Raw genomic sequence first — 24103 nt, 5'->3', positions numbered from 1 at the left:
CCTGATTTCGCAAAGGAGTAGGGGCAGTTAGCTCACGGCCGGAAGCGTATCCATCGCAAGGGCATCAGGCAAACGAATCTCAACCGCGACCGGAAGATGATCGGAAATGGGCTGGGCAAGCACCTCGAAGCGCTCCAACGTGAGGCTGGGGCTGAGCAAGATATGATCAAGACAACGCTGCGGCCGCCAACTGGGGAACGTGGCTTGCACCTGCGGGGCAACCAAACCGAGATCACGCAATGGCGAGTGTTCCAGCAGGTCGCTGGCATGGGTATTCATGTCGCCCATCAATACCTGATGACGATAACCACCAATCAGTTCACGAATGTAGGCGAGTTGACGCGCACGGGTCCGTGCACCCAGTGCCAGGTGCATCATCACCACAACCAACGCATCGTCCCCTTCACCAAAACGCACCAGAATCGCACCACGACCCGAAGGACCGGGCAGCGGATGGTCTTCCAGCAACTGCGGCTTCAAGCGACTGAGTACGCCATTGCTGTGCTGAGCGAAACGGCCAAGGTTGCGATTGAGCTGTTGATACCAGTAAGGGAAGGCACCCAGTTGCGCCAGGTACTCGACCTGATTGACGAAACCTGAACGCAAGCTGCCACCATCGGCCTCCTGCAGGGCGACGAGATCAAAGTCGCTGAGCAGGTCACCAATTTTCTGCAAGTTACCGGCACGGCCGGTGGTAGGCAAAAGGTGCTGCCAACTACGCGTCAGATAGTGGCGGTAGCGCTCGGTACTGATCCCCACCTGGATATTGAAACTGAGCAGGCGCAGACGACCGTCCTTCGGGAGGCTACTGGTCTGCAAATGGTGTTCGTTGACCTGCGGATCATGCAGGCCAACACACCGTTCAGTTTTCCAACGCCGCATGGCAATCGCCGCTTACTGGGCGGCGCGCTCCTTGGCAATCAACTGGTCAGCCACGTTGATGGTTTCCTCTGGACCGCCGGCAGAGCCCAGGTCAAAACGGTACTTACCGTTGACAACCATGGTCGGAACACCGCTGATTTCATATTTTTTGGCCAGATCGCGAGCTTTCTGAACCTGGCCCTTGATCGCAAAGGAATTGAATGTCGCCAGGAACTTGTCCTTGTCGACGCCCTGAGTCGCGAGGAAGTCGGCCATTTCCTCAGGCTTGGTCAGACGCTTGTGTTCCACTTGGATCGCGTTGAATACAGCACTGTGCACCTTGCCCTCGACACCCATGGCTTCCAGGGTCAGGAACATCTGGCCATGGGCATCCCAGGCGCCGCCAAACATGGCAGGTACGCGCACAAAGTTGACGTCCTTTGGCAGCTTCTCGACCCATGGGTTGATGGTCGGCTCAAAGCTGTAGCAATGCGGGCAGCCGTACCAGAACAGCTCCACCACCTCGATCTTGCCAGGCACAGCAACCGGCACAGGATTGTTCAGCTCGACATACTTACCGTCTGCAGGCGGCTCGGCGGCCTGGACGGACATGCCAAAGACGCTGGCGGCGACCAACGCGGCGCTGAGAATCAGATTACGCATGCTTTACTCCTGAGCAGTGATGAGTCGCCACAACGCGACCTGCCTTCAGACAGATCGACACAGGCCTGAGTTCGATAGTGTAACGGTAGCAGGTACAAAAAAGGGCGGCCCTAGCCACCCTTTTCATGCTTTCGCAGCTGCATTAACGGCACGTTAACATTGCGAGAGATGTAGCCCCGCACAACGTTACGCCGCAAGGATCAGTGCAGACCCTGAATGTAGCTCGATACTGCCTCGATGTCCTTGTTGCTCAGCTTGGCAGCGATGGAACGCATGGTCATCGCGTCGCCGTCGTTGGTACGGTTGCCTTCACGGAAGTCGGTCAATTGCTTGGCGACGTACTGCGCATGCTGGCCACCCAGGTGCGGGAAACCGGCAGCAGCCAGGCCAGCGCCATTAGGCGAGTGGCAACCGGTGCAGGCTGGCATGCCTTTTTCAAGGTTGCCACCGCGGAACAGGGCTTCACCGGCCGCGACCAGTTTTGGATCGGCGGCGCCGACACTGCCTTTCTGGCTAGCGAAGTAGGCCGCGATATCTGCCATGTCCTGATCACTCAGGTTGGTCAGCAGACCCGTCATTTCCAGCACGGTGCGCTTACCCGACTTGATATCATGCAGCTGTTTCTCCAGGTATTTCTCACCCTGGCCAGCCAGTTTCGGGAAGTTCGGCGCCATGCTGTTACCGTCTGGACCGTGACAAGCGCCACATACAGCAGTTTTGCCCTGACCGGCAGCGGCATCGCCAACAAGATTGCCAGCGGCATTTGCAGCGCCGGTGACGCCCAAGGTCAACAGCAGACTCACGAGTAGTTTGTTCATCAGCTAATCCAACTACGGCTAAGGGTGAAAGAGTTATGTATCGATACTATCGGATCATCCACTGAATGATCGCCCGGTAGTCTTCGGCACTGCAGTCCATGCACAATCCACGCGGCGGCATAGCCTTGAAACCCTGGGTGACATGCACCACCAACGTCTCCATACCCTGCGCCAGTCTCGGTTCCCAGGCTGCACGATCACCTGGTTTCGGTGCCTGTGGCAGCTGACCGGCATGACACGCCGCGCATGCGCGGTTGTACAACGCCTCGGGATCCTGTGTAGCCTGAGCGCTGAAAAACGGTACCAAGACAACGGTAACCAACAGCCATTTCGTCATGCGAACGACCTTTCAGGGCTGGGGGCCTGCACTGCGTTCTAACGCGCAAGCTTGAATCGGGTCCCCCCGTGAACCTCATCCTACGCTGGGATAAAGCGCACACAAAATCTGCGGCATTATATACTCCCGTTATCGAAACGGAAACGACACCCCTTGCCGAGCCTGCCTCGGACAAGCCCCCAAGCGGATACCCCATGCACGTAAAAAACCCCATTCTCGGCCTCTGCCAACAGGCCAAATTTGCGCTCAGCGCCGCCAAAGTCGACCAGTGCCCAGACGACCAGGGCTATGAAGTGGCCTTTGCCGGGCGCTCCAACGCCGGCAAGTCCAGCGCTCTAAACACGCTGACCCACGCCAGCCTGGCACGCACCTCGAAAACACCCGGTCGCACCCAGTTACTCAATTTTTTCAGTCTGGACGAAGAACGGCGTTTGGTCGACCTGCCAGGCTATGGCTATGCAAAGGTCCCAATCCCGCTCAAACAGCACTGGCAGCGCCACCTGGAGGCCTACCTGGGCAGCCGCGAAAGCCTGCGGGGCGTGATTTTGATGATGGATGTGCGTCACCCCATGACCGACTTCGACCAGATGATGCTCGACTGGTCAGTGGCCAGTAACATGCCGATGCATATTCTTCTGACCAAAGCCGACAAACTCACCTATGGCGCGGCAAAAAACACCCTGCTCAAGGTGCAAGCGGAAATCCGCAAGGGCTGGGGCGAAGGGGTGACCATTCAGCTGTTCTCCGCCCCTAAGCGCCAAGGGCTGGAAGAAGCCTACGGCGTTCTGGCGAACTGGATGGAGTTGGCCGACAAGCCCGCAGAATAAGGGCCAGGCGCCAAACGCAAGGCAAAAAAAACCCCGGACTTCGTATGGGGAGGGGGAAGTTCGGGGTTCAAGTTCCGGACCGCTAGGGCGGGGTCCAGATATCTGCCAACACTTAACACAACATAGGAGCATCGAAGGGCTTCACCACCCATTCAGTTACTCTGAGTCGTGGTTCCCCCGATTAGTTCCGAGCGTTTAGAAACTATTTGCGATAGCACATAGAATTTTCACGACTAACGGCGTGTACCCAGCCAAAAAGCCGCGACGATATGCCGCAGCTTTTTCAGGGTTATTTAGTGCGCTTCATCCCAATTCGAGCCCACACCTACCTCCACCAGCAGCGGAACATCCAACTGCGCGGCGCTGCTCATGTACGGACGGATCTGTTCACGCACCTGATCGACCAGGTCTTCACGTACTTCCAGCACCAATTCATCGTGAACCTGCAGGATCACCCGAGCATCCAGCCCGGAATCGTTCAGCCAGTTGTCTACCGCTACCATGGCCCGCTTGATGATGTCGGCTGCAGTACCCTGCATTGGTGCGTTGATCGCCGTGCGCTCCGCGCCTTTGCGCAGTGCCGGGTTCTTTGCATTGATGTCCGGCAGGTACAGGCGGCGACCGAACAGGGTTTCGACAAACCCTTGCTCGGCAGCCTGAGCACGCGTGCGCTCCATGTACGCCAGCACGCCTGGGTACTGGGAGAAATAGCGGTCGATATAGGCCTGGGACTGCTTGCGATCGACACCAATCTGCTTGGCCAGACCGAAAGCGCTCATACCGTAGATCAAGCCGAAGTTGATCGCCTTGGCACTGCGCCGCTGGTCGCTTGTAACGTCTTCCAAGGCAACGCCGAAGACCTCGGAGGCCGTGGCCCGGTGAACGTCCAGATTGTGCCGAAACGCATGCAACAGCCCTTCGTCCTTGGCCAGGTGAGCCATGATGCGCAACTCGATCTGCGAATAGTCCGCAGCCAACAGACGGTAGCCGGGCGCAGCAACAAACGCCTGGCGAATACGCCGCCCCTCAGGGGTGCGAATCGGGATGTTCTGCAGGTTCGGATCACTTGAGGACAAACGACCGGTGGCCGCCACGGCCTGATGATACGAGGTATGGATACGCCCAGTGCGCGGGTTGATCTGCTCGGGCAGACGGTCGGTGTAGGTGCTTTTCAGCTTGCTCAGCGAGCGGTACTGCATCAGCACCTTGGGCAGTGGGTAGTCCTGTTCGGCCAGTTCCGCCAGCACAGCCTCAGCCGTGGAAGCCTGGCCCTTGGCGGTCTTGCTGAGGATCGGCAGGCCGAGCTTTTCGTACAGAATCACCCCCAACTGCTTAGGCGAGCCCAGGTTGAACTCTTCACCCGCGATCGCGAAGGCTTCACGCTCCAGCGCGACCAGTTTCTCACCCAGCTCCAGGCTCTGGGCACCGAGCAGCTTGGCATCGACCAGTGCACCCTGACGCTCGATCTTCGCCAGCACCGGCACCAGCGGCATCTCGATCTCGTTCAACACCGGCAGCACGCTCGGTGTCTTGGCCAAGCGTGCCTGCAATGCCTGATGCAGACGCAACGTCACATCGGCATCTTCGGCCGCGTAGGGGCCGGCCGTTTCAAGCGAAATCTGGTCGAAGGTCAGTTGCTTGGCGCCTTTCCCGGCGATGTCCTCAAAGGAAATAGTGGTGTAGTCCAGGTACTTGAGCGCCAGGCTGTCCATGTCATGACGGGTCGCGGTGGAATCCAGCACGTAGGACTCCAGCATGGTGTCGAAGGCCACACCACGCAGCGCGATACCGTTTGCCTGATCACCGCCAATCGCGCAATTGGCCAGAATATTCATGTCATATTTGGCGTTTTGGCCGACTTTCAGCGTATTCGGGTCTTCCAGGATCGGCTTGAGCGCCAACAGCACGGCGTCTCGATCAAGTTGCTCGGGCACGCCCATGTAGGAGTGAGTCAACGGCACATAGGCCGCCTCAAAGGGCTCCACAGCAAACGACACACCGACAATTTGCGCCTGCTGAGCATCAAGACCCGTGGTCTCGGTGTCGAAAGCAATCAGCGTGGCCTTCTTCAGTTTTTCCAGCCAGACGTCAAAGCGCGCCTGGTCAAGGATGGTTTCATACTTCACTTCGACCGATGGCTGCTCTGCCACCTCGGCAACCGCCACGCCTTCACGCTTGGCCTCACGCTGAATCTCCTCGACCCAGCTCTTGAACTCCAGCTCGGTGTACAGCGCCAGCAAGGCTTCGCGGTCGGGTTCACCGCACACCAGTGCGTCAACCTCGATATCCAGCGGGACGTCGAGCTTGATCGTCGCCAGTTCATACGAGAGGAACGCGGCGTCGCGGTGCTCCTCAAGCTTGGCCGGCAGGGTCTTGGCCCCCCGGATAGCCAGGCTGGGTACCTTGTCGAGGTTGTCGTAGAGATCGCGCAGACCGCCACCAACACCAGTCAGCAGGCCCAACGCGGTTTTCTCGCCCACCCCTGGCACGCCAGGAATGTTATCGACCTTGTCACCCATAAGAGCCAGGAAGTCGATGATGTGTTCGGGACCGACGCCGAATTTCTCCTTCACGCCAGCCACGTCCAGCACACTGCCGGTCATGGTGTTGACCAGCGTAATGTGGCCATCGACCAGTTGCGCCATGTCCTTGTCGCCTGTGGAGATGATCACCGGACGTCCGGCAGCCGCGCTGCTGCGGGCCAGGGTGCCAATCACGTCATCGGCTTCGACGCCCTCCACACAAAGCAGCGGATACCCCAGTGCACGCACGCTGGCATGCAGCGGTTCGATCTGCACCCGCAAGTCATCCGGCATACTGGGCCGATTGGCCTTGTACTCGGCGAACATTTCGTCGCGGAACGTGCCGCCTTTTGCATCGAAAACAACTGCAAACAGGCTGCCGGGATACTGCTTGCGCAGGCTCTTCAGCATGTTCAGCACGCCCTTGACCGCACCGGTTGGCAGGCCCTTGGAGGTGGTCAGTGGCGGCAGCGCATGGAAGGCGCGGTACAGGTAGGAAGAACCGTCCACCAGGACGAGGGGAGCTTGGCTCATGAGCAGAATCAACCTTTTCGGCGGGCCCGGCGCTAGAATGTCCGGATCATTGACGACAAAGGGACAAGGTTATCATGCGCACACTAAATCGCCTGTTGCTGCTAGGGCTCCTGGCTACTCCGTTCGCGGCGATGGCTGCGGATGATGCACCGTCGCCCGATCCGGACGTCACCATTCGCCAGGAAGGCGATAAAACCATTCAGGAGTACCGCCAGAATGGTTTTCTGTATGCCATCAAGATTACCCCCAAGCATGGCAAACCTTACTTTCTGGTTCGCGCCGACGGCACCGAAGCCAACTTTATCCGCTCAGATCAACCGGACATGCTGATTCCATCCTGGAAGATTTTCGAGTGGTAACGCGCGACCTCTAACATCAACCCGGCACTTCCTGGCCGAAGTGCCCGAACGAGCAGTTTTGACCATGTCTGTGTTCACCCCTTTGACCCGGCCTGAGCTGGAAACCTTTCTGGCCCCTTATGGCCTGGGCCGCCTTCGGGATTTCCAGGGCATTGCCGCCGGAACCGAAAACAGCAACTTCTTCGTCAGCCTCGAACAGGGTGAGTTTGTGCTGACGCTGGTCGAGCGCGGGCCAATCCAGGACCTGCCGTTCTTTATTGAACTGCTGGACGTCCTGCACGAAGCCAACCTGCCTGTGCCATACGCATTGCGGACCACGGACGGCGTGGCATTGCGCGAGTTGGCCGGCAAGCCGGCCTTGCTGCAACCGCGACTGCCAGGCAAGCACATCAAGGAGCCGAACAACCAGCATTGCCATCAGGTTGGCGAACTGCTCGGCCACCTGCATGTGGCGACCTGCGAGCATGTGCTGGAGCGTAAAACCGACCGCGGCCTGGACTGGATGCTGCAAACCGGTGCCGAGCTGATGCCGCGCCTGAACGCGGATCAACGCCAGCTGCTGCAAGCCTGCCTGGAGGAAATCAGAACGCACCACGCGCAGATCATGGCCTTGCCGCGCGCCAACCTGCACGCAGACCTGTTCCGTGACAATGCGCTGTTCGAAGGCACGCACCTGACGGGCCTGATCGACTTCTACAACGCCTGCTCCGGGCCGATGCTCTACGACCTGGCCATTACCCTGAACGACTGGTGCTGTGACGATGCCGGGCAGCTCGACGGTGCGCGCTCCAGGGCGCTGCTGGGTGCCTATGCGGCACTGCGCCCCTTCACGGCGGCAGAAGCGCAACTCTGGCCGGTCATGCTGCGCATAGCCTGTGTACGCTTCTGGCTGTCCCGGCTTATTGCGGCAGAGTCCTTCGCGGGCATGGACGTATTGATTCACGACCCTGCCGATTTCGAAGTGCGCCTGGCGGCGCGCCAGCACGTCAGCGTGGCGTTGCCGTTCGCGCTCTAAGCCGGTTATTGCACGGAGGCGGCTGCCTAGAGCGCCTCCAGGCAACCCGCCAGGTCATTGCCAAGCTTCTCCAGCACCTGCTCATAGCCTTGGGCGGTCACCGGGGTATTGCCCCCTAGTGCGTCCAGTTCGGCCAGACGTACCGGCAACCCGGCCGTCAAGGTCTCGGCCAGCCGTGGGCGCAGCGGCGGCTCACTGAAGACGCATGTCTTGCCGACCTCCTGCAAGCGCTTGCGCATGGCAGCCACGTGCTGGGCACCGGGCTGCACTTCGGCGGCAACGCTGAATACGCCAGTATGCTGCAAGCCATACGCCGCCTCGAAGTAATCAAACGCTTCGTGGAAAACAAAGTACGGCCTGCCGGAAACACCCGCCAATCGAGCCTTCAAGCGCAGGTCGAGGGCATCCAGGCGCTGCTCGAATGCGCTCAGGTTGCTCTGATAGCGGGCAGCATTGGCCGGATCAGCGGCCACAAGGTCAGCCGCCATTTTCGCGGCGATCACCCGGGCATTGGCCGGTGCCAACCACAGGTGCGCATCCAGGCTACCCGGACGATGATCGTGATCATGCTCGTCCGTCGACTCGTGGGAGTGGCTGTCTTCGCCAAAGTGGCGCAACTGCAACCCCGGCACAGCCTGCAAGGCCACGCTGGGCTTGTTGCGGCCGCTCAGCACGCGCGGTAGAAAACCTTCCATATCGGGGCCAATCCAGTAAAGCAGGTCGACCTCGGCAACCCGCCGCACGTCCGAGGGACGAAGGGCGTAATGGTGAGGCGAAGCGCCCGGTGGAAGCAGCACCTCGGGCGTACCAACACCGTCCTGGACCGCAGCCGCAATCAACTGCAGTGGCTTGATGCTGGTCAATACACGGACTTCAGCCTGCGCTGGCGCCAAGACGACAAGACTGGAGACAAAAGCGACAAAAAGGGCAAAAAATCGGGACACGATAGCCACTCAACGGTTCAGGAACAGGTAACATAATAACGTCTCTCACAAGAACCGTCGCTGCTCATGCCTACTACACCGCTGGCCAATCGCCCCCACGACCACTCCCACTGCGTCCACAGCGCCCTGGCCGAGGCCGACGCGCTGTGTGTCCGCCAGGGCCTGCGCCTGACCGCCTTGCGTCGACGCGTGCTGGAGTTGGTCTGGCAGAGCCATAAACCCTTGGGCGCCTACGACATCCTGGCCGTGCTGAGTGAGCAAGACGGTCGCCGCGCCGCGCCACCGACGGTGTACCGGGCACTGGATTTCCTCCTGGAAAACGGCCTGGTTCACCGAATTGCGTCGCTCAATGCCTTCATGGGCTGCAGCCATCCAGAGCATGTCCATCAAGGGCAGTTCCTGATTTGCCGCGAATGCCATGTCGCGCTCGAACTGGAACAGTCGTCGATCAGCGATGCCATCGTTGCCAGCGCCAAGGACGTCGGTTTCACAGTTGAAACGCAGACCGTCGAAGTGGTTGGGCTCTGCGCCAGTTGCCGGAGCGCGTGATGAGCAACGCCCTGATTCGCCTGGAGCAGGTGAGCGTCGGCTTCGCTAGCCAGTCGGTACTCGACAACATCGACCTCAGTGTCGAGCCTGGCCAGATCGTCACCCTGATCGGCCCCAACGGCGCAGGCAAAACGACCCTCGTACGCGCGGTGCTCGGGCTGCTCAAGCCCGATAGCGGCAAAGTCTGGCGCAAACCCAAACTGCGTATTGGCTACATGCCACAGAAGCTGCACGTCGATGCGACCTTGCCGCTTTCGGTTCTACGGTTTCTGCGCCTGGTGCCCGGCGTAGACCGCAATACAGCCTTGGCAGCCCTCAAGGAAGTGGGTGCCGAGCAGGTGATCGACAGCCCTGTCCAGGGCATTTCCGGCGGTGAAATGCAGCGCGTGCTGCTGGCCCGGGCGCTGCTGCGCGAGCCCGAGCTGCTGGTGCTCGATGAACCGGTACAGGGCGTCGACGTGGCGGGCCAGGCCGAGCTGTACAGCCTGATCACCCGGCTGCGCGACCGCCACGGTTGCGGTGTACTGATGGTCTCCCATGACCTGCACCTGGTAATGAGCACCACCGATCAGGTTGTCTGCCTGAACCGACATGTCTGCTGCTCCGGGCATCCCGAGCAAGTCAGCGGCGACCCGGCCTTTGTCGAGCTGTTCGGCAACAACGCGCCAAGCCTGGCGATCTACCACCATCACCACGACCACGCCCACGACCTGCACGGTTCCGTGGTTGCCCCGGCCAAAGCCGGTCATGTACACGGAGACCACTGCAAGCATGGCTGATTTTCTGCTCTACGCCCTGCTTGCAGGTTTGGCGCTGGCGCTGGTTGCAGGCCCCTTGGGATCGTTCGTGGTCTGGCGGCGCATGGCCTACTTTGGCGACACGCTGTCCCACGCAGCACTGCTGGGTGTGGCGCTGGGCTTCGTACTCGACATCAGCCCCGCCCTGGCGGTGACGGTGGGTTGTCTGCTGTTGGCGTTGCTGCTGGTCACCCTGCAACAGCGCCAGCCGCTAGCGTCCGACACCCTGTTGGGGATTCTCGCACCCAGCACCCTGTCCCTTGGCCTGGTCGTGCTCAGCTTCATGCACGATGTGCGAATCGACCTGATGGCCTACCTGTTCGGTGATCTGCTGGCGATCAGCCCGGGCGATCTTGCCTGGATACTCGGCGGCAGCAGCGTGGCCTTGCTGCTGATCGTGGCCCTGTGGCGGCCCTTGCTGGCCGTGACCGTCCACGAGGAGCTGGCCATGGTCGAAGGCTTGCCGGTGGCCGCGTTGCGCCTGGCCCTGATGCTGCTGATCGCGGTAGTCATTGCCGTGGCCATGAAGATCGTCGGCGTGCTGTTGATCACATCACTGCTGATCATCCCGGCAGCCGCTGCCCAGCGTCACGCCCGCTCACCCGAGCAGATGGCCCTGGGTGCCAGCCTGCTAGGCGTGGTGGCAGTATGCAGCGGGCTCGCCCTGTCCTGGTTCAAGGACACGCCGGCCGGGCCGTCAATCGTGGTCTGCGCTGCAGTGCTATTCTTGATTAGCCTGGCGCTTCCCCGGCGCTGAACGGCGGCGCAGTCGCGCAGGGTACAACCACAGAGGTTGCACCCTGCGACATTTTAATCGCGCATACACTCTGAAGAGTTATTTTCGAGTCAGCGAGCTGGGTGTAGACTTGCTCGTTTTTTGCGCAAATAGAGAGTCGCAGGAATGAAGCCGTTCGCCTCCCGTTATCTGCTCCTTGCCGCGTTTTCCCTGGCCTTGGCCGCATGCTCAAGCAACCCGGCGCAGAGCACCGCCGTGCCTGCGGCGCCAGATGCCTGGCAGCAGCTGGAACAAAGCATCGCCAGCAGCGAACTGGCCACCGCCGAAGATCAACTCGCAGCGCTACAAACTCAAGCACCGGGCGACAGTCGCCTGGAGCAATATCAGCGGCAACTGGCCGAAGCCTACCTGCAACGCAGCCAGATCGTCCTGCAGAAAGGTGATGTGAATGCTGCCGCCACAGCCCTTAGCCGCGCCCGTGCGCTGATGCCCAAGGCGCCAGCCCTGACCGGCGGCGTCAACGGTGCCATTACCCAGGCGCGAAGAGCTGAGCTCGACAAGGCCGAAGCCGCCCTCAAGGCCGCAGAAGCACGCCCTGCGGCCAAGCTCATCGACCCGTCTGCGGCCAGCACGGTCATCGCCCTGAAGATTGGCAAGATGAGCGAACTTCGCCGCCAACTCGATGATATTGCCAGCGATACCGTCAACTATGACTGCGACGTGCTGTTTCAGGTACCGCGCAAGCAGGACTATCCATGGCTTGCCACCCTGCTCAGCAAACGCGTGCACAAGCTTGCACCTGACTTCGCGCTGCAGCAGCGCCATGAGATACACCGCAATCAGCCGGCCCAGGTCGTACTGACACCGCGCCGCCCCTAAGACCAGCTGCCGGGCCGCCCCTCGGGTATCCCGGCCGGCTCCGGGCCCGCCCAGGCTCACGGACCGTCTTGGCAAGCATTTCGCTCAACTGACCACTGATCGCGTTATTCCCGTATCGTTGGTTGTTTACGAAATAAATGCTAAGAACCTCTATGTGAACAGGCTAAAATGCGCGCCCGGCCATCCGCTGACCCTAATTCATGCGCCCCACAAGGTTCGCTACGTGATCGAGTTTCAAAACGTCCATAAAACCTACCGCGTTGCCGGTAAGGATATCCCCGCCCTGCATTCGACCGACCTGCGAGTCGAGAACGGGCAGGTATTCGGCCTGATCGGCCATTCCGGTGCAGGCAAAAGTACCTTGCTGCGCCTGATCAACCGCCTGGAAGCCCCTAGCGGCGGGAAAATCATCGTCGACGGTGAAGATGTCACCGCGTTCAATGCCAACGAGCTGCGCCGCTTCCGGCAACAGGTCGGGATGATCTTCCAGCACTTCAACCTGCTGGCGTCCAAGACGGTTGCTGACAACGTTGCCCTGCCATTGACCTTGGCCGGTGAGCTGTCGCGCAGTGAAATCGACACCCGCGTCAGCGAGCTGCTGGCCCGTGTCGGCCTGAGCGAACACGCCAGGAAATACCCGGCGCAACTGTCTGGCGGGCAAAAGCAGCGCGTTGGCATTGCCCGCGCCCTGGCGACCAAGCCGAAGATCCTGCTGTGCGACGAAGCCACCAGTGCCCTTGACCCGCAGACCACCGCCTCGGTGCTGCAACTGCTGGCCGAGATCAACCGTGAGCTGAACCTGACCATCGTCCTGATTACCCATGAAATGGATGTAATCCGTCGCGTCTGCGATCAGGTGGCCGTGATGGACGCCGGGCAGATCGTCGAGCATGGCCCGGTGGCAGACGTGTTCCTGCACCCCAAGCACCCGACCACAAAGCGATTCGTTCAAGAAGACGAACAGATCGACGAAAACGAACAGCGCGACGACTTTGCCCATGTACCGGGCCGGATCGTGCGATTGACTTTCCAGGGCGATGCCACCTATGCGCCGCTGCTGGGTACCGTCGCCCGTGAAACCGGGGTGGACTACAGCATCCTGGCCGGACGCATCGACCGCATCAAGGACACTCCCTATGGGCAACTGACCCTGGCCATCACCGGTGGTGATATGGACGCGGCGTTTGCCCGCTTCCACGCGGCTGACGTTCATATGGAGGTACTGCGTTAATGGACGCCCTGAATTTCTTTGCCAACGTCGACTGGAGTGAAATCTGGTTGGCCACCGTCGACACCATGATCATGCTCGGCGGTTCGCTGTTCTTCACCGTGCTGCTCGGCCTGCCGCTGGGCGTGCTGCTGTTTCTCTGCGGCCCGCGCCAGCTGTTTGAAGAAAAGCGCGTGTATGCGCTGTTGTCGCTGATCGTCAACATCCTGCGTTCGCTGCCGTTCATCATTCTGCTGATCGTGATGATCCCGATCACCGTACTGATTACCGGCACCTCGCTGGGCGTCGCCGGGGCCATTCCACCGCTGGTGGTCGGAGCCACACCGTTCTTCGCGCGCCTGGTGGAAACCGCCTTGCGTGAAGTCGACCGGGGCATTATCGAAGCCACGCAAGCCATGGGTGCCACCACGCGACAGATCATCGTCAACGCGCTGCTGCCAGAAGCTCGGCCAGGTATTTTCGCGGCAATCACCGTCACCGCCATCACCCTGGTGTCGTACACCGCCATGGCCGGCGTCGTCGGCGCTGGTGGGCTGGGTGACCTGGCTATCCGCTTTGGCTATCAGCGGTTCCAGACTGATGTCATGGTGGTCACCGTGGTCCTGTTGCTGGTACTGGTTCAAGTACTGCAGAGCGTCGGCGACAAACTGGTTGTGCATTTTTCCCGTAAATAACCCCATGGGTCGGCCATGCCGACACCCGGGGGCCGTAACGGCCCTCACAAGGAGTGATGAATGAAAAAACTGCTTGCTGTTGTCGCCGCCGTTGCGGCCTTCTCCGCCCAGGCGGCCGAAACCCTGACCGTCGCTGCGACCGCCGTGCCGCACGCCGAGATCCTTGAGTTCGTCAAACCGAGCCTGGCCAAAGACGGCGTGGACCTGAAAGTGAAGGTCTTCACCGACTACATCCAGCCTAACGTACAGGTTGCCGAGAAGCGTCTGGACGCCAACTTCTTCCAGCATCAGCCGTACCTGGATGAATTCAACAAGGGCAAGGGCACCAACCTGGTCAGCGTTGCCGGCGTGCACCTAGAGCCACTGGGCGCCTACTCGAGCAAGTACAAGAAGCTGGACGAGATCCCGTCGGGCGCCAACGTGGTGATCCCTAACGACGCCACTAACGGCGGCCGTGCATTGCTGCTGCTGGAGAAAGCGGGCCTGATCAAGCTCAAGGATGCCAAGAACATCCTGTCCACGCCGAAAGACATCGCCGAGAACCCGAAAGGCCTGAAGATCCGCGAACTGGAAGCCGCGACCCTGCCGCGCGTCCTGACCCAGGTCGACCTGGCGCTGATCAACACCAACTACGCGCTGGAAGCCAAGCTGGACCCAGCCAAGGATGCGCTGATCATCGAAGGCAGCGACTCGCCTTACGTCAACATTCTGGTTGCCCGCCCGGACAACAAGGACTCCGACGCCATGAAGAAACTGGTTGGCGCACTGCATAGCCCAGCGGTGAAGCAGTTCATCCTTGATAAGTACAAAGGCGCTGTCGTTCCAGCGTTCTAAGTCCTACCTGCTGGAGCCGGTTTGACCGGCTCCAGCACATCCCCCCTCAATCACGCTTGACCAACCCCGGCAACTGGACAATCAGTTTCTGGTTGTTGAAGGGCGCGCGAATGAAACCACGTTGCTTCCCGTCCGGCCCCAGCAGGGCCAGGTTGCCGCTGTGGTCAACCGTGTAGTTCGGCTTGCTGGTGTCGGCCGGAATGAACGGAATGCTCAGCGCATTGGCCAGCTTCTGGGTCGTCTCCAATGAGCCTGTCACGCCACGAAACTCCGTATCGAAGTACCCCAGGTACTGCTTGAGCTGAGTTGGCGTGTCGCGGTTCGGATCAACACTGACCAGAACCACCTGCAAGCGCTCGGCCGCTTCTTTTGGCAATTCGCTCTTTACCTGACGCAGTTGCGCCAAGGTGGTCGGGCAAACGTCCGGGCAGAAGGTGTAGCCGAAGAACAGCAATGACCATTTGCCTTTCAACTGGTCCATCGTCACAGGCTGGCCATTCTGGTCGGTCATTTCCAGCGCAGGCACACTGCGACTTTGCGGCAACAGAATGATCCCGGCATCAATCAGCTCGGCGGGGTTGGCCTGGCCTTTGGTGGTGATCACTTTGTTGATGGTAAGCCCCAGTACGATGGCAACCAGGGCAACGAGGATAAAGACTGTTTTCTGGGTTCGGGTCATAGGTTCAACAGTAGGTAATGGTCTACAAGCAGCGCGATGAACAACAGGAACAAGTAGTAGATAGAGTACTTGAAGGTCTTGATCGCCGCGTGCGGCCGACTGCCACGGTACAACACCCACGCCCACTGCAGGAAGCGCGCGCCCAACAGCAGGGCACAACCGAGATAGAGCGGCCCACTCATATGGATGGCATAGGGCAGCAGGCTGACCGCCAGTAGCATCAAGGTGTAGAGCACGATGTGAACCTTGGTGTAGTGCTCGCCATGGGTCACGGGCAGCATGGGAATATCTGCCAAGGCGTACTCGTGCTTGCGGTGAATGGCCAAGGCCCAGAAATGCGGCGGGGTCCAGGCGAAGATGATCAGTACCAGCAGCAGGGGCTCAGCACTGAGGTGCCCACTGACGGCCACCCAGCCCAGCAACGGTGGCGCCGCACCGGCCAGGCCGCCGATAACAATGTTCTGCGGTGTTGCGCGCTTCAGAAAGCCGGTATAGATCACGGCATACCCCAACAATGAGGCCAGGGTGAGCCAAGCGGTGAGGGCATTGGTAAAGGTCAACAGCAGGACCATGCCCAGCACGCCGAGCAAGAGGGCAAATGCCAGTGCGGCGGTAGGCGCCACGCGTCCCGCAACCAGCGGACGTTTATGGGTGCGGGCCATCAATGCATCAATGCGCCGGTCCAGTACATGATTGACCGCTGCCGCTGCACCCGCACAAAACGCAATTCCGAGATTGCCAAAGATCAGCACCGTCCACGGTACGCCTGCCCGGGTGGCCAGAAACATGCCGACCAGCGAGGTGATCAGCATCAGCAGCACAACCTTGGGTTTGGTCAACTCAAGGTAGTCACGCCAACCTGCCTGGCTACGGCCCTCAGTCAGAAGCGTTGCCATGGATTATCCCCCAGATAGTGCACAACGCCCCCGGCACTGAGAGGCCGCAGTCGCCATTCGCGGCCCACACGACGCACTTTCGGTTGAGCCACACGGCGGGTGCAGTAATTGACCAGAACCAGGGTCAGAAGCAGGGCTGCCCCCCCGGCGTTATGGGCCACGGCCACGGCCAATGGCAGGTGGAGCAGCACGTTGCTGATACCCAGGCTGATCTGTACCGCCAGCACCGCCAGCACCAGAGCCGCCAACCGCGTGAGGCCAAACCGGCGCAATTGCCAGGCCAGTGCCAGCAGGGTACCGGTCACCAACAAGGCGCCGAGGCGGTGAGTGATATGGATGGCCGTACGCGCATCGCTGTCCAACTGCCCACCCAGGTAATTCGGACCGATATGCTGGGTCAGGTGGAAACCATTGGCGAAGTCGGCCGTCGGCCACCACTGGCCATGACAGGTAGGCACATCGATACAGGCCATGGCCGCATAGTTGGCACTGACCCAGCCACCCAGGGCAATCTGGCCTATCACCATCACTAACGACAAGGCCGCAAGACGGCGTAAACGCACGGGCAAAAGCGGTAGCGGGGCAAACGCGTGTGACAGGCGCAGGCTCAACAGAAACAACAGGCCAAGGGTGGTGAAACCGCCCAGCAGATGCGCCGTCACGACCTGCGGCCACAATTTGAGGGTGACGGTCCACATGCCAAACGCCGCCTGTGCCACCACCACCCCCAGCAGCACCAAGGGCAGTTTGAAAGGCTGGCCATCGCGCCCATGACGACGGATCGCCTGCACAGCAAGCATCGAAATCACCAGCGCCAGGGTCCCGGCAAAATAGCGGTGGATCATTTCGTTCCAGCCCTTATGGGCCTCCACCGGCACATCGGGATAATGCAACTCGGCATGCGCCAACTGCGCTTCGGTCTTCGGCACGCTGAGGAAACCGTAACAGCCCGGCCAGTCAGGGCAGCCAAGCCCGGCATGGGTCAGGCGGGTATAGGCACCGAGCAAGATGACCACCAGTGCCAACAACGTAGCAAACACTGCAAGGCGATAACCGGGTCTGGCCATGACCATCTCCTAACCAATGTTAGAAAGCTTCAACAACTGGCGCAGGTCGTTGAGCACGTCCTTGCCGTTGGCCCTGGCGTCGTAACGCAGCACCAGGTTGCCGTGAGGATCGATAATCCACAGTTGAGCGTCCGGTTTGCCCTGGCTCATCCGGCCATACTGAGCAAGGTCCAGCGGGTAGCGCTGCAGTTGCGGGTATTCACGTGCAAGCGTGGCCTGATAGTCCGATGCCAACGCTTGTCCGACGGCCAAGGCATGGCTTGCGCGGCTGGCATCGCGCCCCAGGCCAATTTGAATCTGCCGGGCTAGATAGACCAGTTGCTGGCAGTCCATGGCGCAATCATTCGGCGCGCTGACCAATAGCTGCCAGCGTTGCTCGTCAGCCTGCACGCCAAGGTCGGCGCGGCTCTGACCATTGCCGATCAGCTCCCCGTGGTAGATACGGCTGTCAGGCACCCAAAACTGAAACTTGTACATGCCGGTAGCGAGAATCATCGGCCCGATCGTCAGCAACAGGATCAACAGCAGTTGCAACCGACCACGCCCACGCCCTTGCGGAGCCTTGAGGTCAGAGGTGCTGGATGGATTCATGACGGTCCCCATGGCGTTTCTCCTTGTTGTTATGCCAGCCGAAGTAGAGGTAGAGCGCGATCAAGGCCAGCGCCAGGGCAAACCACTGCACGGCGTAGCCCAGGTGTTTTTCCGGGCCCATGACAACCACCGGCCAGTCCAGCCTGAAGGCTGCAGGACCAGGCTCAAGGCGTAATTCGTGGGCAAAACCTTCGCGTTGCAGTTGTGACCAGAACTGCGTGGCGTCTACGGCGGTCACCAAATGCGGCCAGGCACCGCCCTGTGGATCGACCTGCAGTTGAAATGCCGCACCGGGCGACACATAGACCCAAGCCTCCAGACTCAAGGGTTGATCCGGCGTGCTGAAGGACACGGGCGTACGTCGATCAGGCCACGGCAACCAGCCACGGTTGACCAGCAGCCACAGCCCACTGGGCTGGTCATGGAACGGTTGCAGCACCTCGACGCCCGGGCGGCCATCACGCATCCGGTTATCCAGCAACAGGCTGTACTGCGCGTCGAAACGGCCATAGAGCCTGACCCGCCGATAGGCTGCATCCTCAATCAGCGGCAACCGCGCAGCGGCCACCGGATCGGCGCTGCGGCGCTCGGCATACGTGGCCAGCAACTGACGCTTCTGCTCGGCACGGCTCAATTGCCAACAGCCAAGCGCCACCAGACCGGGCAGTAGCAAAAGCACTACCAGGGTCGGCAGTACACCGGGCCGGAACGGCTTCACCCGGCCACCCCACGGTCAGTCGCTATACTGAATGTCATCGCATCCCCCCGGAGTTTCGCCATGCTAAAAGCCGCGATTGTCCTGATGCTGCTGGCGACCATCGCCAGCCTGTTCAGCGGCCTGGTCTTTCTGGTCAAGGACGAAGGACACTCGACCCGCCTGCTCAAAGCACTCACCATTCGGGTGAGCCTGGCCGCCGCCACCCTGCTACTCATCACATGGGGCCTCTACAGCGGCCAACTGGTTTCCCACGCCCCTTGGTAAGCCCGGCTAAAGCACGTACACGAAGATAAACAGACCCACCCAGACCACATCGACGAAGTGCCAGTACCAGCTGGCGGCCTCGAACCCGAAGTGCTTGTCGGCATTGAAGTGCCCACGCAGGATGCGGATGAACATCACCAGCAGGATCACCGTGCCCAGTGTCACGTGGGCACCATGGAAACCGGTGAGCATGAAAAAGGTTGCTCCGTAGATCCCCGACCCCAGTGTCAAACCGAGCTCGGTGTAGGCCTCGTGATACTCGTAGGCCTGCAGTATCAGGAAAGAGATCCCCAACAGGATGGTCAGGCCAAGCCACAGTTTGAGCGGTCCACGATGGTCCTTCCTCAACGCGTGGTGAGCGATGGTGACAGTGACACTCGAGCTGACCAGCAAGATGGTGTTGATCAGCGGCAGATGCCAAGGGTCGATGACCTCCCTGGGCGGCGGAAACAATTTCGGATCAGGGGTCTGCAACAGCGGCCAGGCAAACTCGAAGTTTGGCCACAGCATGTGTGTCACGCCCTTGGCACCATCACCGCCCAACCATGGCCCGGCCAGCGTGCGCACGTAGAACAATGCGCCGAAGAAGGCGAGGAAAAACATCACTTCAGAGAAGATGAACCAGGACATTCCCCAGCGGAATGAGCGATCCAGTTGTGGGCTGTATAGCCCCGCTCGACTTTCCCTGACCACCGAACCGAACCAGCCAAACAGCATGTAAGCCAGAAACAGCGCCCCGACGAAGAAGATCAGCGGCCCATGGGAATCGGGACGACCAGCCTTCATGTCGTTGAACCAGGTACCCAGGCCGAACACAGTGATCAACATCCCGATCGTGGCAATGATCGGCCACTTGCTCTGCGCCGGTACGTAGTAGTGCTGATGTGAAGCCATGGGGTGTTCTCCTTATCGAGCGCCCTGGTAAGCCTGGCCGGCCACCTGAGCCACCGGCGGCTGACGAGCGGTGATATCGAACAGCGTGTACGCCAGTGTCAGGTGCTTCACATCCTTGGGCAGGTCACGGTCAACAATGAACCGCACCGGCATTTCGATGCGCTCACCCGGTTGCAACACCTGCTGGCTGAAACAAAAGCATTCGGTCTTGTGGAAATACGCCGCCGCCTCAGCCGGCGAAATACTCGGAATCGCCTGGGCCGTCATCGGCCGGTTGCTGGGGTTGCGGGCCACGAAAATCATCTGGTTCACCGCGCCAGGATGCACATCCAGCTGATCGGCCTTGGAGTAGAAGTCCCAGACCATGTCGCTGGCATTGGTCGACATGAACTGCACCTTCACCGTACGGCTCGGATCACTGACCTGGCTGCCCTCGTACTGCCCGCCGGTCTTGCCGTTGATGCCGAAGGCCTTGCACATGACGTCGTAGATCGGCACCAGGGCAAAACCAAAGACGAACATCACCACCGCCAGCAGCATCAGCCGGACGATCAGTGTCCGCATGGCGAGTTGCCCGCTCATGGCTCGCTCCCTGAACCGCCCAAAGCGCTGTTCATTTGACCTCCGGCGGGGTCACGAACGTGTGGTAAGGCGCAGGCGAAGGGATCGTCCACTCCAGGCCGTCCGCTCCGTCCCAGGGTTTGGCCGGGGCCGGTTTGCCGCCCCGAATGCACTTGATGACGATGAACAGGAAGAAGAGCTGCGTGGCGCCGAAGGTGAACGCACCAATCGAGGAGATCATGTTGAAGTCGGCGAACTGCAGGTTGTAGTCCGGAATCCGCCGGGGCATGCCCGCCAGGCCAACAAAATGCATCGGGAAGAAGGCCATGTTCATGCCAATGAACGACAGCCAGAAGTGCAGCTTGCCCAGCGTTTCGTCATACATGTGCCCGGTCCACTTCGGCAGCCAGTAGTAGGCCGAGGCGAAGATCCCGAAGATCGCCCCCGGCACCAGCACGTAGTGGAAATGCGCGACCACAAAGTACGTGTCGTGGTATTGGAAGTCCGCCGGGGCAATGGCCAGCATCAGCCCGGAGAAACCACCGATGGTGAACAGAATCACGAAGGCCACGGCAAACAGCATGGGCGTCTCGAAGGTCAGCGAGCCCTGCCACATGGTGCTCACCCAGTTGAACACCTTCACCCCGGTAGGCACTGCTATCAACATGGTGGCGTACATGAAGAACAGCTCGCCGACCACCGGAATACCGACCACGAACATGTGGTGCGCCCAGACAATGAAGGACAGGAAGGCAATCGCACCGGTGGCGTAGACCATCGAGGTGTAACCAAACAGCGGCTTGCGCGAAAACGCCGGAATGATCGAACTGACCGCGCCGAAAGCCGGCAAGATCATGATGTACACCTCGGGATGGCCGAAGAACCAGAACACGTGCTGGAACAGCACCGGATCGCCACCGCCAGCGGCGCTGAAGAAGCTGGTGCCAAAATGGATGTCCATCAGCATCATCGTCACCACCCCGGCCAGCACCGGCATCACGGCGATCAGCAAGAACGCGGTAATCAGCCAGGTCCAGACGAACAACGGCATTTTCATCAGGGTCATGCCGGGTGCGCGCAAGTTGAGAATGGTCGCGATGACGTTGATCGCCCCCATGATCGAGCTGATACCCATCAGGTGGATGGCGAAGATGAAGAAGGTCACACTCTCCGGCGCATAGGTGGTCGACAGCGGCGCGTAGAAGGTCCAACCGAAGTTCGGTCCGCCACCCGGCATGAACAGGGTCGAGACCAGCAGCAGGAAGGCCGCAGGCAACAGCCAGAAGCTGAAGTTGTTCATCCGCGGCAGCGCCATGTCCGGCGCACCGATCATCAGCGGAATCATCCAGTTGGCCAACCCGACGAAGGCCGGCATCACGGCACCGAAGACCATCACCAGGCCGTGCATGGTGGTCATCTGGTTGAAGAACTCCGGCTGAACGATCTGCAGACCCGGCTGGAACAGTTCGGCGCGGATCACCATGGCAAACGAGCCGCCCAACAGGAATGCACAGAAGCTGAACCACAGGTACATCGTGCCGATGTCTTTATGGTTGGTAGTCAGCACCCAGCGCATCAGGCCCTTGGCCGGGCCGTGGGCGTGGTCAGCGCCGGCATGACCGTGGTCGTCGATCACTGCACTCATGTCCTGTCTCCTGCAATCCGCTGTACGTGGCTGGCCACGCGGCCAACGCGAGTTCCGACGAAGGGCCGGTTCATTGGCTTTCTGCCTGCTTGAGCGCCAGTACATCCTTGGGTGTGACCATGTCGCCCTTGTTGTTACCCCAGGCGTTGCGCTCGTAGGTCACCACCGCAGCAATATCCACTTCCGACAGCTGCTTGCCGAACGCAGCCATCGCCGTGCCGGGCTTGCCGTGGAACACGATATTCAAGTGCCCCTCCTTAGGCCCGGTGGCGATTTTCGAGCCCTTGAGCGCCGGGAACATCGGCGGCAGGCCTTGCCCCTCGGCCTGGTGACAGGCCACGCAGGTGGTGTGGTAAACCTTGTCGCCGCGCTCCACCAGTTCCTGCAGCGTCCATTCCTTACTGGTCAGCTCCTTAAGCTTGGCGCTCTCAGCCTTGCGTTCGGCCAGCCAGGCATCGAAGTCGGGCTTGGACTTGACCTCGACCACGATCGGCATGAAGCCATGGTCCTTGCCACACAGCTCCGTGCATTGGCCCCGGTAGATTCCGGGCTTCTTGACCCGGGTCCAGGCCTCGTTGACGAAGCCCGGAATCGCATCACGCTTCACGGCGAAGGCCGGCATCCACCAGGAGTGAATGACATCGGCTGCGGTCACCAGAAAGCGCACCTTGGCGTCGACCGGCAGCACCAGCGGCTGATCCACTTCGAGCAGGTAATGCTCGTCCTTGGGTGACTTGTTATGGATCTGATCGGCGGGCGTGGCCAGGTTGCTGAAGAACTCGACATCCTGGCCCAGGTACTTGTAATGCCATTTCCACTGGTAGCCGGTGACCTGAACATCCAGGTCTGACTCACTGGCATCGTAGATATCGATCAGCGTTTTCGTGGCCGGAATGGCCATGGCCACGAGAATCAGAAAGGGCACTACGGTCCAGAGGATCTCCACCCAGGTGTGCTCATGGAAATGAGCCGGCTCCTGCCCGGTGGAACGACGGTGGATGATCATCGACCAGAACATCGCGCCGAAGACCACCAGGCCGATGATCACGCAGATCCAGAAGATGGTCATGTGCAGGTCGAAGACTGCGTTGCTGACCTCAGTCGCACCCGGCGCCATATTCACAGTCCAGGCGGCGTGTGCCTGACCGAATACCGACCACAACAGGAGGCCCATCCAGACATGTGGATGTCGCATCATTGCGGGTTCCCCTTATCGTTCTTGTTATCCCGGAGGCATGGACCTACGGCTAAGGGTACGGCGGCCAAGACTGCACACTTTGGGGCCGAGCCCCTGCTGCAATGCAGTCGGGCCTCGTCAGCCAATCACTTTCAACCGGAGTATAGACAGCGACCCTGACCGCGCAATCGACAGGAAAAATTCAGCACAAGGGGCAAATGATCGGCGTGTCGTCCACAACCAACGACCAATACCAGCGTGTTGGCAGGTCAATATAACCTCAGACTATAAGTGTCCTCTGATTATGAAAAATGCGTCTTAATCGCTCGCAGAACCGAGCTACCTTATGTCTTCCGTTTGTAATCCTTTGTCCCTGGAGTTGTCATGAACATCGCCGCATTGCGCGAGCAGATCACCCGTGCCCATCAACATGAAGCCGAAACCGGCCAGCTGAAACAGCAACTCGCACAGCAATTGCCACACCTGCACCCGGCGATCCAACTGCCGGAACAGGATGCTCAGGGCGTACTGACACGTTTCGTCAGCGCCTACATCGATCAGGTGCCAGAGGTATTGGAAGCCGCCCACGACGTTGCTCGTGAAGCGGGCATCGAATCGCAGATCAAACCGGTGTTGATGATCGCCGAGGCGTATTTCGTCACGCCGCCAACGATCTTGGAGGGCCATGTCGGCCTCGACAGCCTGCTCGATGAAGCCTACCTGGCCCATCGCCTGGTCGAGGAAGTGAACGACGTGTACATCAAGCACTTCCAGCAGCCACTGATTCCGCTGGACACCACGGTCGCCAACCTGATCGCCCACCAACTGATCGGCGAAAGCTTCGCCAACCAATTGGACGAAGTGGTACACCACTCTGTGGATAACCTGCTCAATGAGGAAAGCTTCGCCCTGGAGTCGGTGGAAGCCTACCGAGAGAAACTCAGCAGCCCGGATACCGGTGCCGCCTGGAAGCGCTGGCCGTGCCTGTCTCGCCAACTGGGCGTGGGCCTGGACCTCGACCAATCAGCCTGAAC

At 60.2% G+C, this 24103-nt stretch carries 27 protein-coding genes; 12 read left to right on the top strand and 15 right to left on the bottom strand.

Going from position 1 to position 24103, the window contains the following annotated elements:
• Positions 1-27: 27 nt before the first annotated feature.
• From UIA24_RS07490 to UIA24_RS07475, 4 genes are all read right to left on the bottom strand, one after another.
• Positions 28-882, bottom strand: a complete 855-nt coding sequence (locus UIA24_RS07490; protein ID WP_065759056.1) for an endonuclease/exonuclease/phosphatase family protein — start codon at positions 880-882, stop codon at positions 28-30.
• A 12-nt stretch (positions 883-894) separates the two neighbouring features.
• Positions 895-1524 carry a thiol:disulfide interchange protein DsbA gene (gene dsbA / locus UIA24_RS07485; RefSeq protein WP_065759057.1) on the bottom strand — a complete coding sequence of 210 codons (630 nt, stop codon included), beginning with the start codon at positions 1522-1524 and terminating at the stop codon, positions 895-897.
• A gap of 200 nt (positions 1525-1724) precedes the next feature.
• The gene (locus UIA24_RS07480) at positions 1725-2342 is read right to left on the bottom strand and encodes a c-type cytochrome (RefSeq protein WP_065759058.1); all 618 of its coding nucleotides are present in this window, start codon (positions 2340-2342) and stop codon (positions 1725-1727) included.
• A gap of 46 nt (positions 2343-2388) precedes the next feature.
• Complete coding sequence (locus UIA24_RS07475) at positions 2389-2679, bottom strand: c-type cytochrome (RefSeq protein ID WP_065759059.1); 291 nt, start codon at positions 2677-2679, stop codon at positions 2389-2391.
• A gap of 194 nt (positions 2680-2873) precedes the next feature.
• Between UIA24_RS07475 and yihA the strand changes: the two genes are divergently transcribed.
• Positions 2874-3506: a ribosome biogenesis GTP-binding protein YihA/YsxC gene (gene yihA, locus UIA24_RS07470; RefSeq protein WP_065759060.1), complete on the top strand. Its 633-nt coding sequence runs from the start codon at positions 2874-2876 to the stop codon at positions 3504-3506.
• A 293-nt stretch (positions 3507-3799) separates the two neighbouring features.
• Here yihA and polA read toward each other — a convergent pair whose 3' ends face one another.
• Complete coding sequence (gene polA / locus UIA24_RS07465) at positions 3800-6562, bottom strand: DNA polymerase I (protein ID WP_330522515.1); 2763 nt, start codon at positions 6560-6562, stop codon at positions 3800-3802.
• Positions 6563-6636: 74 nt separating this feature from the next.
• Between polA and UIA24_RS07460 the strand changes: the two genes are divergently transcribed.
• Both UIA24_RS07460 and UIA24_RS07455 read left to right on the top strand, forming a co-directional pair.
• On the top strand, positions 6637-6921 hold the full coding sequence (locus tag UIA24_RS07460; RefSeq protein WP_102052985.1) for a DUF2782 domain-containing protein: 285 nt from the start codon (positions 6637-6639) through the stop codon (positions 6919-6921).
• A gap of 64 nt (positions 6922-6985) precedes the next feature.
• Positions 6986-7936, top strand: a complete 951-nt coding sequence (locus UIA24_RS07455) for a homoserine kinase (RefSeq protein ID WP_330522514.1) — start codon at positions 6986-6988, stop codon at positions 7934-7936.
• Between the two features lie 26 nt (positions 7937-7962).
• Here the strand turns inward: UIA24_RS07455 and UIA24_RS07450 are convergent, their stop codons facing one another.
• Positions 7963-8880, bottom strand: a complete 918-nt coding sequence (locus UIA24_RS07450; RefSeq protein ID WP_330522513.1) for a zinc ABC transporter substrate-binding protein — start codon at positions 8878-8880, stop codon at positions 7963-7965.
• A gap of 66 nt (positions 8881-8946) precedes the next feature.
• On the opposite strand from UIA24_RS07450, the gene zur reads away from it, so the two are divergent.
• The 7 genes from zur (at position 8947) to UIA24_RS07415 (ending at position 14577) form a co-directional block, all read left to right on the top strand.
• The gene (gene zur, locus UIA24_RS07445; RefSeq protein WP_102052988.1) at positions 8947-9429 is read left to right on the top strand and encodes a zinc uptake transcriptional repressor Zur; all 483 of its coding nucleotides are present in this window, start codon (positions 8947-8949) and stop codon (positions 9427-9429) included.
• On the top strand, positions 9429-10208 hold the full coding sequence (gene znuC / locus UIA24_RS07440; RefSeq protein WP_102052989.1) for a zinc ABC transporter ATP-binding protein ZnuC: 780 nt from the start codon (positions 9429-9431) through the stop codon (positions 10206-10208). Before zur ends, znuC begins: the two co-directional genes overlap by 1 nt.
• Positions 10201-10983 (top strand): zinc ABC transporter permease subunit ZnuB, encoded by a 783-nt coding sequence (gene znuB / locus UIA24_RS07435; protein WP_065759066.1) that lies wholly within the window; start codon positions 10201-10203, stop codon positions 10981-10983. Before znuC ends, znuB begins: the two co-directional genes overlap by 8 nt.
• A 144-nt stretch (positions 10984-11127) precedes the next feature.
• Entirely contained in the window at positions 11128-11841 is a 714-nt protein-coding gene (locus UIA24_RS07430; protein WP_065759067.1) for a PA5502 family lipoprotein, read from the top strand.
• 223 nt (positions 11842-12064) lie between these two features.
• A complete protein-coding gene (locus UIA24_RS07425) occupies positions 12065-13072 on the top strand; it encodes a methionine ABC transporter ATP-binding protein (RefSeq protein ID WP_065759068.1) in 1008 nt (335 codons plus the stop codon).
• The gene (locus UIA24_RS07420; protein ID WP_099773241.1) at positions 13072-13743 is read left to right on the top strand and encodes a methionine ABC transporter permease; all 672 of its coding nucleotides are present in this window, start codon (positions 13072-13074) and stop codon (positions 13741-13743) included. Before UIA24_RS07425 ends, UIA24_RS07420 begins: the two co-directional genes overlap by 1 nt.
• A 60-nt stretch (positions 13744-13803) precedes the next feature.
• Positions 13804-14577, top strand: coding sequence for a MetQ/NlpA family ABC transporter substrate-binding protein (locus tag UIA24_RS07415; RefSeq protein ID WP_102052990.1), 774 nt, complete (start codon positions 13804-13806; stop codon positions 14575-14577).
• 46 nt (positions 14578-14623) lie between these two features.
• On the opposite strand, the gene UIA24_RS07410 is transcribed toward UIA24_RS07415, so the two are convergent.
• Genes UIA24_RS07410 through UIA24_RS07390 form a run of 5 tightly spaced genes read right to left on the bottom strand, consistent with a single transcriptional unit; the run spans position 14624 to position 18528 of the window.
• Complete coding sequence (locus UIA24_RS07410; protein ID WP_102052991.1) at positions 14624-15256, bottom strand: SCO family protein; 633 nt, start codon at positions 15254-15256, stop codon at positions 14624-14626.
• Positions 15253-16152 (bottom strand): heme o synthase, encoded by a 900-nt coding sequence (gene cyoE, locus UIA24_RS07405; RefSeq protein WP_065759072.1) that lies wholly within the window; start codon positions 16150-16152, stop codon positions 15253-15255. Before cyoE ends, UIA24_RS07410 begins: the two co-directional genes overlap by 4 nt.
• Entirely contained in the window at positions 16137-17219 is a 1083-nt protein-coding gene (locus tag UIA24_RS07400) for a COX15/CtaA family protein (RefSeq protein WP_102052992.1), read from the bottom strand. Before UIA24_RS07400 ends, cyoE begins: the two co-directional genes overlap by 16 nt.
• Before the next feature lie 9 nt (positions 17220-17228).
• Positions 17229-17822, bottom strand: coding sequence for a hypothetical protein (locus tag UIA24_RS07395; RefSeq protein ID WP_330522512.1), 594 nt, complete (start codon positions 17820-17822; stop codon positions 17229-17231).
• Positions 17788-18528, bottom strand: coding sequence for an SURF1 family protein (locus UIA24_RS07390; RefSeq protein ID WP_065759075.1), 741 nt, complete (start codon positions 18526-18528; stop codon positions 17788-17790). The genes UIA24_RS07395 and UIA24_RS07390 overlap by 35 nt, the downstream gene beginning before the upstream one ends.
• 60 nt (positions 18529-18588) lie before the next feature.
• On the opposite strand from UIA24_RS07390, the gene UIA24_RS07385 reads away from it, so the two are divergent.
• Entirely contained in the window at positions 18589-18792 is a 204-nt protein-coding gene (locus UIA24_RS07385) for a twin transmembrane helix small protein (protein WP_065759076.1), read from the top strand.
• A gap of 6 nt (positions 18793-18798) precedes the next feature.
• Here the strand turns inward: UIA24_RS07385 and UIA24_RS07380 are convergent, their stop codons facing one another.
• From UIA24_RS07380 to coxB, 4 genes are all read right to left on the bottom strand, one after another.
• Positions 18799-19686, bottom strand: coding sequence for a cytochrome c oxidase subunit 3 (locus UIA24_RS07380; RefSeq protein ID WP_065759077.1), 888 nt, complete (start codon positions 19684-19686; stop codon positions 18799-18801).
• A gap of 12 nt (positions 19687-19698) precedes the next feature.
• Positions 19699-20268 carry a cytochrome c oxidase assembly protein gene (locus UIA24_RS07375; protein ID WP_065759078.1) on the bottom strand — a complete coding sequence of 190 codons (570 nt, stop codon included), beginning with the start codon at positions 20266-20268 and terminating at the stop codon, positions 19699-19701.
• 31 nt (positions 20269-20299) lie between these two features.
• The gene (gene ctaD, locus UIA24_RS07370) at positions 20300-21892 is read right to left on the bottom strand and encodes a cytochrome c oxidase subunit I (RefSeq protein ID WP_065759079.1); all 1593 of its coding nucleotides are present in this window, start codon (positions 21890-21892) and stop codon (positions 20300-20302) included.
• 70 nt (positions 21893-21962) lie between these two features.
• Positions 21963-23090 carry a cytochrome c oxidase subunit II gene (gene coxB, locus UIA24_RS07365; RefSeq protein ID WP_065759080.1) on the bottom strand — a complete coding sequence of 376 codons (1128 nt, stop codon included), beginning with the start codon at positions 23088-23090 and terminating at the stop codon, positions 21963-21965.
• 363 nt (positions 23091-23453) lie between these two features.
• Between coxB and UIA24_RS07360 the strand changes: the two genes are divergently transcribed.
• On the top strand, positions 23454-24101 hold the full coding sequence (locus UIA24_RS07360; protein WP_065759081.1) for a hypothetical protein: 648 nt from the start codon (positions 23454-23456) through the stop codon (positions 24099-24101).
• Positions 24102-24103 lie beyond the last annotated feature (2 nt).

The organism is Pseudomonas sp. AL 58 (assembly GCF_036348395.1).
In the GTDB taxonomy this organism is placed as follows: Bacteria; Pseudomonadota; Gammaproteobacteria; order Pseudomonadales; family Pseudomonadaceae; genus Aquipseudomonas; species Aquipseudomonas defluvii.
This window is presented reverse-complemented; position numbering and strand designations above follow the sequence as displayed.